Source organism: Staphylococcus gallinarum (assembly GCF_029774255.1).
Taxonomy (GTDB): Bacteria; Bacillota; Bacilli; order Staphylococcales; family Staphylococcaceae; genus Staphylococcus; species Staphylococcus gallinarum.
In genome coordinates, this window is the sequence record NZ_CP069082.1 from 452,501 (window position 1) to 467,031 (window position 14,531).

Here is a 14,531-nt window from a genome sequence, read left to right on the forward strand (position 1 = left end):
CCAAATCAAACGAAGAAAATACAATAATTTAAAAATAGTTACAAAGGAGATTTATAATGAATAATATAGCTATTGTTAGCGCAAAGCGTACACCAATCGGGAGATATAAAGGGAAGTTAAGCAATTATTCAGCTGTAGAGCTTGGTACTAAAACATTAGAAGCAGCTATGAAAGCGGTTGAAATTAATCCGGAAATCGTAGATCAAGTCATTTACGGAAATGTATTGCAAAGTGGTAGTGGGCAAAATCCAGCACGCCAAATTAGTATAAATGCTGGTATCCCGAATACTGTACCAGCGATGACAATTAATGAAGTGTGTGGTTCGGGACTGAAATCGATTATCTTGGGTAAACAGCTCATTCAATTGGGAGAAGCCAAGGTCGTTGCTGTAGGCGGTGTAGAAAGTATGACTAATGCACCTAAGTTAATACTAAACGATGATGAAACACCTGTAGCAAGCTTTATGCATGATGGTTTAACAGATGCTTTTATGGATGTACCAATGGGCATCACTGCAGAGAAAATAGCAGAGAAATATGATGTGACAAGAGAACAACAAGATGCATTTGCTAACGAATCTCAAAGAAAAGCACATGAAGCAACATTATCAGGGAAGTTCGACAACGAAATTGTACCGTTAAAAGATATAGACGGTGAATGGATGACGACAGATGAAGGTATTAGAGGCAATAGTAGTATAGAGAAATTAGCGACATTAAAAACAATCTTTAAAGAAGATGGAACTGTAACAGGTGGCAATGCTTCAAGTATCAATGATGGTGCGTCAACAGTGATACTTATGGATGCAGATTACGCAAAACAAGAAGGTTTTGAAATACTAGCTTATGTTGGTGAACATGCAGAAATTGGTTGTGATCCAGAATTTATGGGTTATGCACCATATCATGCTGTCACACAACTATTAAATAAAGCTGATAGAGATATTGATGAAGTTGATATAGTTGAAATGACAGAAGCATTTGCAGCACAAAGTATTCCTGTAACAAAGAATTTAAATATTCCTGAAGAAAAACTTAATTTATATGGTGGTGCAATTGCTTTAGGTCATCCAATTGGTGCGAGTGGCACAAGATTAGTAACAACTTTAGTGAACGCTTTAGCACAAGAGCAAAAGCAAACAGGTGTTGCAACGGCTTGTATTGGTGGGGGCTTAGGTATCGCTATGTTGATTGAGAAGGGGGATAAATGATGGAACGCTTAGGCAAGACATTTCGTCATTTGTCACGTAAAGAAAAATTAGAGGAATTGGTTACTAAAGGCTGGTTAAGTGAAGAGAATCGGGATATGTTTTTACATGATCCATTAATTTCCGAGGAAATCGCTGATAGTTTAATTGAAAATGTAATTGGACAAGGTGCATTACCAGTAGGTTTATTGCCGGAAATTATTGTCGATGGTAAATCATATGTCGTGCCAATGATGGTAGAGGAACCGTCAGTTGTTGCAGCAGCAAGTTATGGTGCAAAGTTAGTAAATCAGACTGGTGGGTTTAAAGTTGTAGCTAGTGAGCGCTTGATGATAGGTCAAATCGTATTTGATGGCGTTACTGATACAACAGCATTAGCCAACAAATTACAAGAATTAGAACCGAAGATTAAGCAAATTGCTGATGAATCTTATCCATCTATTTTAAAGCGTGGCGGTGGGTATCATAAAATAGAAATTGATACCTTTGCAGAAGCGCAATTATTGTCATTAAAGGTATATGTTGATACACAAGATGCAATGGGCGCTAATATGCTAAATACTATTTTGGAAGGTATTACGGCCTACTTGAATAATGAATTGTCAGATATAGATATTTTAATGAGTATACTGTCAAACCATGCGACAGCATCAGTTGTTAAAGTGCAAGGTGAAATTGACGTCGATGCTTTGACAAAGGGTGATCGAGACGGACACATTGTTGCAAAACGCATGGAACGAGCTTCTGTCTTAGCACAAGTGGATATTCATCGTGCTGCTACACATAATAAAGGTGTTATGAATGGAATTCATGCAGTAGTGTTAGCTACAGGTAATGATACAAGAGGAGCTGAAGCTAGCGCACATGCTTATGCTAGTAAAGATGGTCAATATCGAGGTATTGCTACATGGGAATATGATGAGCAACGTCAAAAATTAATCGGCACAATCGAAGTTCCAATGACATTAGCAACCGTTGGTGGAGGTACGAAAGTATTACCCGTTGCAAAGGCGGCATTAGATTTAATGAAAGTAACCTCAGCTAAAGAATTAGGTCATGTTGTTGCAGCAGTTGGACTTGCACAGAATTTCTCAGCTTGTCGAGCACTTGTATCTGAAGGGATCCAACAAGGACATATGAGTTTGCAATTTAAGTCGTTAGCTATCGTAGTTGGCGCACAAGGTGCAGAAATCGAACAAGTTGCTCAGTTGTTAAAGCAACAGCCACAAGCCAATACGGCAGTTGCCGAGCAATTATTAGCTGACATTAGAACGCAGCAATAATAAATATAATATAGTCTAAACGCTAGTATCAGATTTGAAGTACGATGTACTTTGTTATAGATGATAACTGGCTTTAGGCTTTTTTTATAGTATTACTACAAATAAAGTAAGCGTTATCATATAATAAGTGAGGATACTATTTGAGGAGGAATAAGCATGACAAATGAAATTCCAAAGTTAAATTATACGGGGGCAGCAGCTACTGCAGTTCCTTTACAAGCACACGAACAATACTTACAAACTGTTATTGCAGAACCATGGGTGAAAATTTCTGATGATGGTTTACAATTAGAAGGACTATGTTTTGATCGTCAAGGAGATTTAATGTTGTGTGAGGTTTTTGGAGGGACTATCTTTAAAGTTGAAATGCCTGAAAAGAAAGTAAAAGCACATTTTACTGCTAATAAACAAAATCCTGCTGCAGTCAAAATTCATAAAGATGGTCGATTGTTTGTATGTTATTTAGGAGATTTTGAAAGTTCAGGTGGTATTTATGCGGTCGATGCTAACGGTGAACAACAACAAATGATTATTTCGGATATTGAAACGGAATACTGTGTCGATGACTTAGTATTTGATAGTAAAGGTGGTTTTTATTTTACTGATTTTAGGGGCTATTCGACAAATCCAAAAGGTGGCGTTTATTACGTCGATCCTGAATATAAAAGTGTGACACCTGTTCTGTTAAATCTTGCAGTAGCAAATGGTATTGCATTGAGCACGGATGAGCGTACTCTATGGGTAACTGAGACGAATGCGAATCGTTTGCATAGAGTCGATTTATTAGAAGATGGTGTCACAATTGCACCGTTTGGCGCATCAATCCCTTATCATTTTACAGGGCATGAAGGACCAGACTCTTGTTGTATAGATGCAGATGATAATTTATATGTTGCGATGTATGGTCAAGGACGTGTGTTAGTTTTTAATCCTAAAGGTTACCCTATAGGCCAAATATTAATTCCAGGTAGAGATAGTGGGAAGATGTTACGTTCAACACATCCTGCATTTATCCCTGGTACAGATCAGTTGCTGATTTGTTCAAATGATATTGAAAATGGTGGCGCATCTTGGATATATACAGCTAAAGGTTTTGCCAAAGGTCATCATAGTTACCAATTTCATTAAGATAACTATTAATAGATCGTTAGCGTTCGGAATGTTACTTGTCGCTAGCGATTTTTAAGATTTAATGCTTTCAATTAAAGATTGGTAAAAGCTGAAAATATAAAGTACAAATTATATAGAATATATTATGTTCAATGATAATTAGTGCTGAATAAAATACAGATAAAAGATAAATACGTTGTTGAAAGCGCTTTCTTTTTTAGGTATTATTTATTTAACAAAGGGAGGCGCTGTTAATGTTTAATAAGAAAAAAGGAACTGAACAAGACAAAGTCACTACGAAAAAAGAAATAGGGATTACTGCTGCAGTATTTACATTAGCAATAATGATAGCTTGCATGTTATTTACAGTTGCTGTACTTGAGAAGGAACCCCACATTCCACTCATGATTGGAACTGCAGTTGCTATTATTGTCACTATGTTACACGGTTATACATTTGAAGAAGTGGAAGAAATGATGTATAAGGGGATACGTCATGCTTTGCCAGCGATCGTTATTATTATCTTAGTTGGTTTGATCATCGGTTCATGGATTGGTAGCGGTGTTGTAGCTACGATGATTTATTACGGTTTACAATTAATTGATCCTAGATACTTTTTAACGGTGGTCGTTATTCTATGTGGAATTGTGGCTTTAGCTATTGGTAGTAGTTGGTCGACTATGGCAACAGTTGGTGTAGCTTCTATGGGGATTGGTATTAGTATGGGAATATCACCTGGGATGGTTGCCGGTGCGGTCATTTGTGGTTCGTATTTTGGTGATAAAATGAGTCCACTGTCAGACACTACCAATTTGGCTTCAGGTCTAAGTGATGTAGATTTATTTGATCACATTAAACACATGCTTTATACAACAATTCCTGCGTTGATAATTACGTTGATTGCCTTTTTCTTTATTGGTCAACAATTTGGTGCTAAGCATTTTGATACTAAAAATATCGATAAAATATTACATACAATGCAAGATCAGTTCGTTATTACGCCATGGTTACTATTAATTCCACTCATTGTCATTGCGCTAGTCGTAGTCAAAGTTCCAGCAATACCAGCCATTGTCGTAGGTATTATTCTAGGATTCTTTGCACAAATCTTTATTCAAGGTGGCAGCTTAACGGAAGCATTAACAGCCTTACAAACGGGTTATACGATTGATTCAGGTAATAAGTTAGTCGATGAATTGTTTAACCGTGGTGGTTTGGAGTCAATGTTCTACACGATATCATTAACGCTTGTTGCAATGACATTTGGTGGAGTATTGGAATATTCCGGTATGCTTGCAGCATTGATTTCTGTAATCTTAAAGTTTGCAAAATCGACGGGATCACTTATTGCGTCAGTAATTGTGTCATGCATAGGAACAAACTTTACATGCTCAGAACAATATATATCAATCATTGTACCTTCTCGCATGTATGCAAGTACGTTTAAAGAGAAGGGATTACATCCAAAGAACTTATCAAGAGCATTAGAAGATGGAGGGACACTGACGTCTGTATTTGCGCCATGGAATACTTGTGGTGTGTTTATCGCTTCGACATTAGGTGTTTCAGTTATGGAATATGCACCTTATGCTATCTTAAATTATACTGTGCCTATTATATCTATTATATTTGGTTATATTGGCTTTAAAATTATTAAATTAGACGATGATAATGATGGAAAATCATTAAATAATACTAAAGGAACAGAGTTAGTTTAATTACACTTTGTTAAAGCATACTTTAGACACTCGTTAAAGTCTATCGGCATGATAAGACAACATATGCGAATCAATATGTGAATATGGCTAATATTAATGGCTTACTGTTCAATATTGTAGGATGTGTATGAGTTAAGTCTGAATCATTGAGTCCGAATCATTGAGTCCGAATCATTGAGTCCGAATGACTATGCCGGGTGTCTATCTTTTTTTGTCACAGCTCAATCAGTGTTATACTACTGATAATCAAGCTTTCACTTTGTTTGGATTAGGGGAGACATACTATGGATATTAAGCAGATGAAATACTTTGTTGAAGTGGTAAATCAAGATGGCATGACAAATGCGTCTAAGTCATTATATATTGCACAACCGACAATCAGTAAGGCGATCAAAGATTTAGAGAAAGAACTTAATATGCCACTATTTGACAGAAGTAAACGTCAATTGGTATTAACGGATGCAGGTAAAATATTCTTTCAAAAATGTAAAGAAATATTGACGCTTTATAATGATTTACCCAAGGAGATTAATAGCTTACTTGGTTTAGAGACAGGACATATTAGCATTGGATTATCTGCTGTAATGAATATGAATCAATTTATCCATATTTTAGGACAATTCCATCAACAATATCCAAATGTAACATATAACCTAGTTGAAAATGGCGGAAAAATGATTGAAACACAACTTATTAATGATGAAATTGATATAGGTATAACAACATTACCCGTAGATAAAACGATATTTCATTCAATACCACTTTATCAAGAAGATTTACGTCTCGTACTGAATAAGGAACATGAGCTAGCACGTTACGACGAGATTGAAATGCACATGTTAAAAGATGAAGACTTTATTTTATTTAATGAAGATTTCTATTTAAATGATAAAATTATTGAAGCAGCTAAAAATGCAGGGTTTATCCCTAATACAATTTCCAAGATTTCGCAGTGGAACTTTATAGAAAATTTATTAAGTGCGCATCTTGGTGTAAGTATATTGCCAGAAAATATTGTGAATATGCTTGATAACAATTTTAAAAATATAAAAATTGTAGATCAATCCATGCGTTGGGAATTAGGAGTTATTTGGAAAAAGGATAAATATTTAAGTCATGCCACAAGACAGTGGATAGATTTTATGAAATTACATTTATAATGCGTGACATAATATAGAATAGATTATTGAATGATAGCTCTATCGACAACTGAAAAGTCGATGGGGCTTTTTTTAATGTAATAAATTCATATTATAAATAACTATAATGTAAAGCGTTTCCATAGAAAAAAGTAATAATTTATATTAAAAATCAATATTTTTATTATGAGTGATTCTCACTTATACTTATATATGTAAACAAAAATAACAGTTCGTGAAACTGTTCTAAAGGAATGATGAGTATTGCATATCGCACGCAAAGTTATTAGAACACTGATGCAAATCATGGTCATAATGGTTATTACTTATTTGGGCAATGTGCTACAACAAGTGTTACACATCCCCATCGCAGGTAGTATTGTAGGTTTATTTTTATTTTTCTTATTATTACAATTTAAAGTTATACCATCTAAATGGGTGAATGATGGTGCTAACTTCTTTTTAACATTTATGGTATTTTTCTTTATACCTTCAGTGGTAGGTGTCATGGATGTTGTGTCGGAAATTGATGTTAACTTCGTGTTGTTCTTTACAATGGTAATATTTGGAACATGTTGTGTGGCATTAATTTCAGGATTTATTGCTGAAAAAATGGTTAAAATCACAAGATACGGGAATGGACAAAATTAGATGTTAATACTAAAAACAATTTTCATGATTGTATTAACTGTAATCATGTATATCGGCGCCAAGAAATTACAACAACGATACAAAAGTCCATTTTTAAATCCAGCATTAATATCATCCATAGGCATCATCATCGTACTATTATTATCAAATGAAGGTTATCAAGATTATATGGTCGGTGGACAATGGATCAATTATCTTCTAAATTGTACGGTTGTATGCCTTGCTTTTCCTCTTTATCAAAACCGTCAAAAGATAATGGCCCATTTAAAGATAATTGTTAGTAGTGTACTCGCAGCAGTGTTATTAAATTTCATATTTGTATATAGTATTCTTAAACTATTTGGCTATTCTAAAGAAGTGATAGTTACAATGTTGCCAAGATCTATGACTGCAGCAGTAGGTATTGAAGTGTCTCATCAACTCGGTGGTATAGACACGATTACCGTTATGTTTATCGTTGCAACTGGTTTGATTGGCAGTATTGTGGGTTCTTATTTGTTAAGATTCGGCAGATTTGAAACATCAATAGCTAAAGGTTTAACATATGGAAATGCGTCACATGCATTTGGTACGGCAAAGGCATTAGAAATGGATCTAGAATCAGGTGCATTTAGCTCAATAGGTATGATTTTAACTGCAGTGATGAGCTCAGTGTTGTTACCAATACTCATCCTTTTCTTATATTAGAGTAATCGTTTTATAGATTTTTGAATTATGGAAGTTAAAAATATATAGTGAAATGTTTGAAAGGGGCTATTTTAAAATGGCAAAAATTAAAGCAAATCATGCATTAGTTAAAGCGTTACAAGCTTGGGATATTGATCACTTATATGGTATTCCAGGAGATTCAATAGATGCTGTCGTAGACAGTTTAAGAACAGTGAGAGAAAATATTGAGTTTGTACATGTAAGACACGAAGAAGTTGCAAGTTTAGCTGCAGCTAGTTATACAAAATTAACAGGGAAAATTGGGGTTGCTTTAAGTATTGGTGGACCTGGTATTGTTCATTTATTAAATGGTATGTATGATGCCAAGATGGATAATGTGCCACAATTGATTTTATCAGGACAAACAAATAGCACAGCATTAGGTACTAAAGCATTCCAAGAAACTGATATTAGTAAAATGGTTGAAGATGTAGCTGTGTATAATCGCCAAATTTCAGAAAATGATAAAGATATCTTTGGCATTGTTAATGAAGCGATTCGTACAGCTTACGAGAAAAAAGGTGTGGCAGTACTTATCTTGCCAAATAACTTGTTAACTAATAAGGTTAAAGACAATACCAATACACCAGTTGATACTGCTCCACCAGCACGTATTGCACCTAAACCAAGAAGTATTAAAAAAGCAACTAAATTAATCAATAAGAGTAAACGACCAGTTATGTTAATCGGTACTGGTGCTAAACATGCTAAAGATGAAGTACGTGAATTTATCGAAGCGGTAAAAATCCCTTCAATTATCACATTACCTGCAAAAGGAATTTTACCTGATGCACATCCATATAATATTGGTAATTTAGGTAAAATAGGGACTAAAACATCTTATCAAACGATTCAAGAAGCAGATTTATTAATTATGGTAGGTACAAATTATCCATATGTAGATTATTTACCTAAGAAAAATATCAAAGCAATTCAAATTGATACAAATCCGGAAGCAATTGGACATCGCTTTGACATTAATGTAGGTATAATTGGAGACAGTAAATATGCTTTACAACAACTTACAGATTCTGTGAAGTTTGTTTCTAATAGAGATTTCTTAAATAAAACATTAGAACGTAAGGCTACGTGGGACTCTTGGATGACTGCAGATAAACAAGATGAAAGCAGTCCAATTCGTCCAGAGCGCTTAATGGATGCGATTAATAAAGTCAGAACAGATGATGCAATCTTCTCTATAGATGTTGGTACATCTACAGTTTGGTCAACACGTTATTTAGATTTAACTGTTAATAATAAATTTATTATTTCAAGTTGGTTAGGTACAATGGGTTGTGCATTACCAGGTGCAATTGCTGCTAAACGTGCATATCCAAATCGCCAAGTCGTAGGTATTGCAGGTGACGGTGGCTTTGAAATGGTAATGCAAGACTTTGCCACTGCAGTTCAATATGACTTACCGATGACAATCTTTGTCTTAAATAATCAACAATTGTCATTTATCAAATACGAGCAACAAGCAGCAGGTGAATTAGAATATGCTATTGACTTTACAGACATTGATTTAGCAAAATTTGCTGAAAGTTGTGGCGGTGTCGGTTATACATTAACTGACCCACATCGAATCGATGAAGTTGTTGAAGATGCAATGTCACAAGACAAACCAACAATTGTCAATGTATATGTTGATCCAACTGCAGCACCATTACCAGGTAAAATTGTTAAAGATGAAGCAATTAATTATGGTAAATGGGCGTATAGATCAATCACAGAAGATAAAAAATTAGACTTTGATGAATTACCACCAATGTCTACTGCAATGAGACGTTTCTTCTAATCATTTAAATAGTAATCAATCAACAACCCGAAATGAGCAACGAGCTTATTTCGGGTTGTTTTTTATATGAAATTAAGGTAATTGAATATTTCCAGGAAAATAGGTTATTGATATATAGTAAAATTACATATGTGATGTATTGAAGGGGATGTTTATTCACAATGACAAAACGAATTAAACAATTGAAACATATTAAAACACCACATACTTATGCGCTACTATTATCTATTATTGTCTGTGCAAGTGTATTAACTTATATTATACCTGCCGGTGCATATGATAGAGAGAAAAAGGATGGACAAACATTAGTGGTATCAGGTACATACCATGAGATTAATCAGCATGGTGTATCATTTTTTGATATATTTCGTGCAATACCAGAAGGGCTTATTAGTGGTGGCGAAATTGTATTTTATATCTTTTTAGTTGGTGGTGCGTTTGGGATAGTTCATAAGACTGGTGCATTTGAAAATGGTGTCAACACAGCGATGCAAATATTGGGTAGATTTAAAGTGCTGATGATTCCGTTAACGATGCTCATATTTTCAATATTAGGATTTACAATTGGATTAGCGGAAGAAACAATCATATTTGTGCCAATAGGCATTATTATTGCACGAACATTGGGGTATGATGCAATGACTGGCGTTTCAATGGTTATACTTGGTGCCGCAAGTGGATTTTTAGGAGGCATGCTCAATCCATTTACCGTTGGTGTTGCACAATCTGTAGCAGAATTGCCTATGTTTTCAGGTTGGGGATTACGAACAGTGATTTATATTGTGGTGTTACTTGTAGCGATATCTGTCGTTATGTTATATGGTCGCCGGGTGAAAAATGACATGTCTAAAAGTATCGTTTATGAATTAGAGCAGAAAGAAAGGTCAGTACAAACGACGGTCGAGCAGTCTCGTTTCAGTAAGAGACAAGCGCTTGGTCTACTGTTTATTGTTGCAACCATCTTGTTAAATGTTTACGGTATATTTTCTTTCGGGTGGTCATTTAATGAAATGAGTGCAAACTTCATTCTAGCAGGTTTATTAGCAGGATTTGTTGGTGGTTTGGGCGTAAATGGGACCTTCGACGCAATGATTGAAGGGATGAAAGACATCTTATTTGGTGCTATGATCGTTGGTTTTGCAAAAGGTATTATCGTCATATTAGAAAATGGCCACATCATAGATTCTATAGTTCATGGTATGACATTATTGTTACATGGCGTACATCCAACAATAGTGATATTGATGATGTTTGTATTACAATTTTTATTAAACTTCTTTATTCCTTCCGGGTCTGGTCAAGCATTAACAACGATGCCGTTAATGGTTCCAATTTCCGATTTGTTGGAAATCAATAGACAACTTACAGTTTTGGCCTTTCAATATGGTGATGCTATTAGTAACGTATTATTTCCAACATCTGCCATTTTGATGGGGGCGTTAGCAGTAGGAAAGATTACGTATATACAATGGTTAAAGTTTGCTTGGAAGCTCATACTACTTTGGGTGGTTGTTTGTAGTGTAGCAATGACGCTTGCATTGTTATTAGGGTATTAAACTGTATTGTTGTATGAATGTAAGAAATTTTTCTTTAAATATGAAAAAAGATATTGTCGAAATAGCGCTTTCATTATATAATGATTTTAAATACAATATCATATTGCGTGTTACTGGTGATGCAGGCATGAGCAAACGAAATGACTATGGAAATGTATAGTCTTGTTTGTTCATGCCTTTTTTATATGCTTATAACGCGTAATAAATGAATTAAGAAGGGATGTTATTCATGTTTAAGAAACTTTTTGGACAATTGCAACGAATTGGGAAGGCATTGATGTTACCTGTTGCAATTCTTCCAGCTGCTGGTCTATTACTAGCACTTGGAACAGCTTTTCAAGGAGAGTTTTTACAGTCTTATTTACCATTTATTAAAGCGGAAGGTTTTCAAAATGTAGCTCAAATGATGGAAGGTGCCGGTGGGATAATCTTTGATAATTTACCGATTATCTTTGCACTCGGTGTAGCCATTGGTTTAGCGAGTGGTGATGGTGTAGCAGCTATTGCTGCCTTTGTTGGATTTATTGTTATGAATAAGACAATGGGTGCATTTTTGCATATTACACCTGAAAATGTTAATGACACTGCAAGTGGTTATGCTAGTGTGTTGGGTATACCGACATTACAAACAGGGGTGTTTGGCGGTATTATCGTCGGGGCACTAGCTGCATGGTGTTACAACAAATTCTATAATATATCACTACCGAGTTATTTAGGATTCTTTGCTGGTAAACGCTTTGTACCAATTATGATGGCAACATGTTCGTTTATCTTAGCATTTCCAATGGGAGTAATTTGGCCGTTTATTCAAACTGGCTTAAATGCCTTTAGTGAAGGATTACTTGATTCAAATACAGGTTTAGCCGTATTCTTATTTGGGTTTATCAAACGTTTACTCATTCCATTTGGCTTGCATCATATTTTCCATGCACCATTCTGGTTTGAATTTGGTAGTTATAAAAATGCAGCAGGTCAAATCATTCATGGTGATCAGCGTATATTTATAGAGCAAATTAGAGACAATGTACCATTGACTGCAGGTAAATTTATGGGTGGGGAATTCCCTGTTATGATGTTTGGTTTACCAGCAGCTGCCTTAGCAATTTATCATTCTGCTAAAAAGGAAAATCGTAAAGTAGTCGGAGGTTTAATGCTTTCAGGTGCTTTAACGTCATTCTTAACAGGTATTACAGAACCATTAGAATTCTCATTCTTATTTGTAGCACCATTATTATTCTTTATTCATGCAGTGCTCGATGGTTTGAGTTTCTTAATTATGTATGTACTTCATGTATATCTAGGTTATACATTCTCAGGTGGCTTTATAGACTTTTTATTATTAAATATTATGCCAAATAAAACAGCATGGTGGCTTGTTATACCTGTTGGTCTTGTGTATGGCGTATTATACTACTTTATCTTTAGATTTATTATTAAGAAATTCAACTATAAAACACCAGGCCGAGAAGATAAAGATATGCAAAGTAACAGTGTAGCGAAAAATGATCTGCCGTTTAAAGTCTTAGATGCTATGGGTGGAAAATCTAATATTAAACATTTAGATGCTTGTATCACACGTTTAAGAGTTGAAGTGAATGATAAGTCAGCTGTAAACGTTGAAGCATTAAAGCAACTAGGTGCATCTGGAGTACTTGAGGTTGGAAATAATATGCAAGCTATTTTCGGTCCTAAATCAGATCAAATCAAGCATGACATGTCAATGATTATGAGTGGTGAAATCACGAAACCAAGTGAAACAACGGTTACAGATGATGATGTAGTACAAGTACCAGCAGCAGATAATCAAGATACAGCCGATAAACAGACATTGATAGAAGTATTTGCCCCTGGTACTGGTAAAATCGTACCTTTAAGTGAAGTGCCGGATCAGGTATTTGCACAAAAAATGATGGGCGAAGGTTTAGGCTTTATTCCAGAGGATGGCACGATTGTTGCACCATTTAATGGTACTGTTAAGACAATATTCCCAACAAAACATGCGATAGGGTTAATTTCAGAAGATGGATTAGAACTATTAATTCATATTGGAATAGATACAGTTAAGCTAGAAGGTAAAGGATTTGAAAGCTTAGTAGCAACAGATGAACATATTAAAAAAGGTCAGCCAATTATGAAAGTGGACCTTGATTATATTAAAGAACACGCACCAAGTATTGTGACACCGTTAATATTAACAAACTTAGAAGAGCGTAACTTTAAAGTTCAAGATGTGGAATATGTAACAAGTGGTGACTTGTTGATTACTGTGAGATAATCAATACATTTACTTACTGTTAGATTATAGTAAGACAGTATCAAAGATATAATTTAGAGTCTGGGACATATTTAACCAGCATAAAGCCCCTCAAAGATCAAAAATCTTTGAGGGGCTTGTTAATTTATATCAATACTTCGTATTATTATTGCTTGCTCGTCTAGGAAGTTGGGTCGAGTCTCATGTCGACACTCACCTTACTCACATAGATGTCTCGCAAACCATACACAGTGCTTTTATCTTATTACTAAAAAATAAGACTCGATTGTATCATTTAATAAACACCACTAAACAAAATTAACGAGGCACGGGGCGTCTAATGTATAAAAAATATAATATATCTTGATTAACGCTACTGGTGGAAACTGAAATGCTTATCTCTGAAAATGATATCTTTAAATAGCTAATTTCAACAATGCATACTTCGTCCAAATTAAATGTTGAAAAATTCTGAATTTATATCTACTATGAAATAAATAGAAAAAAAGGGTGATTATATGGAGTATCAGCTAGCGATAAATGTTACACCTCAAATTAAACTTGTACAGCCAGAATTATATATGGCAGAAGCGTTGTACAATACAATAAAATCAAACTATCAACATTTAGTAACCTTTCTAGATTTTATTCAAGAGGATATGACGCTTGAAGATGAGCAACAATATTTAACAATGATGCTAAATCATCAAGCACAAAATAAAGGTCGCTTGTATCTTATTTATTTTGAAGATGAATTGATAGGTACAATTGATTTGCATAAGATTCAAATGCAACATAAAAAGGCGGAAATTGGTTATTGGATTGCGGAAAATTACGCAGGTCGTCAAATAACGACGCAATGTGTTCAACATTTGTGCTATCTTGCCTTTGAAGTATTTGGCTTGAATAAATTAACTATCAAGGCAGATGTACGCAATATTGCTAGTAATAAAGTCGCGGAAAAGGTTGGTTTCTCTTATGTTGGAACAGACTTAGAAGATATGTTTGATGGTGAGGCATACAGAGATATGAATCGTTATTCATTATTAAAGCGCGATTATAACAAGCAATGATCATTGCTCATACAGAAGTATTTTACATGTTAA

At 34.8% G+C, this 14,531-nt stretch carries 11 protein-coding genes; all 11 read left to right on the forward strand.

Annotated features, from left to right (window positions below):
* Nucleotides 1-56: 56 nt before the first annotated feature.
* The 11 genes from JN168_RS01870 to JN168_RS01920 all read left to right on the forward strand — a co-directional run bounded on the left by JN168_RS01870 (nt 57) and on the right by JN168_RS01920 (nt 14,498).
* Nucleotides 57-1,211, forward strand: coding sequence for a thiolase family protein (locus JN168_RS01870; RefSeq protein WP_042740352.1), 1,155 nt, complete (start codon nt 57-59; stop codon nt 1,209-1,211).
* Complete coding sequence (locus tag JN168_RS01875; protein WP_279526267.1) at nt 1,211-2,491, forward strand: hydroxymethylglutaryl-CoA reductase, degradative; 1,281 nt, start codon at nt 1,211-1,213, stop codon at nt 2,489-2,491. The genes JN168_RS01870 and JN168_RS01875 overlap by 1 nt, the downstream gene beginning before the upstream one ends.
* A gap of 156 nt (nt 2,492-2,647) precedes the next feature.
* A complete protein-coding gene (locus tag JN168_RS01880) occupies nt 2,648-3,619 on the forward strand; it encodes an SMP-30/gluconolactonase/LRE family protein (protein ID WP_279526127.1) in 972 nt (323 codons plus the stop codon).
* Between the two features lie 236 nt (nt 3,620-3,855).
* Nucleotides 3,856-5,319 (forward strand): Na+/H+ antiporter NhaC, encoded by a 1,464-nt coding sequence (gene nhaC / locus JN168_RS01885; protein ID WP_279526128.1) that lies wholly within the window; start codon nt 3,856-3,858, stop codon nt 5,317-5,319.
* Between the two features lie 284 nt (nt 5,320-5,603).
* Complete coding sequence (cidR, locus tag JN168_RS01890; protein ID WP_042740348.1) at nt 5,604-6,479, forward strand: cidABC operon transcriptional activator CidR; 876 nt, start codon at nt 5,604-5,606, stop codon at nt 6,477-6,479.
* Nucleotides 6,480-6,722: 243 nt separating this feature from the next.
* Entirely contained in the window at nt 6,723-7,109 is a 387-nt protein-coding gene (locus tag JN168_RS01895) for a CidA/LrgA family protein (RefSeq protein ID WP_042740347.1), read from the forward strand.
* Nucleotides 7,110-7,796, forward strand: a complete 687-nt coding sequence (locus JN168_RS01900; RefSeq protein WP_042740346.1) for an LrgB family protein — start codon at nt 7,110-7,112, stop codon at nt 7,794-7,796.
* 76 nt (nt 7,797-7,872) lie between these two features.
* Nucleotides 7,873-9,615, forward strand: coding sequence for a pyruvate oxidase (locus JN168_RS01905; protein WP_042740345.1), 1,743 nt, complete (start codon nt 7,873-7,875; stop codon nt 9,613-9,615).
* Nucleotides 9,616-9,776: 161 nt separating this feature from the next.
* Nucleotides 9,777-11,171, forward strand: a complete 1,395-nt coding sequence (locus tag JN168_RS01910; protein WP_232156080.1) for a YfcC family protein — start codon at nt 9,777-9,779, stop codon at nt 11,169-11,171.
* A 229-nt stretch (nt 11,172-11,400) separates the two neighbouring features.
* Nucleotides 11,401-13,446 (forward strand): glucose-specific PTS transporter subunit IIBC, encoded by a 2,046-nt coding sequence (ptsG, locus tag JN168_RS01915; protein ID WP_229366535.1) that lies wholly within the window; start codon nt 11,401-11,403, stop codon nt 13,444-13,446.
* A 497-nt stretch (nt 13,447-13,943) separates the two neighbouring features.
* Complete coding sequence (locus tag JN168_RS01920) at nt 13,944-14,498, forward strand: GNAT family N-acetyltransferase (RefSeq protein WP_279526129.1); 555 nt, start codon at nt 13,944-13,946, stop codon at nt 14,496-14,498.
* Nucleotides 14,499-14,531: the final 33 nt, after the last annotated feature.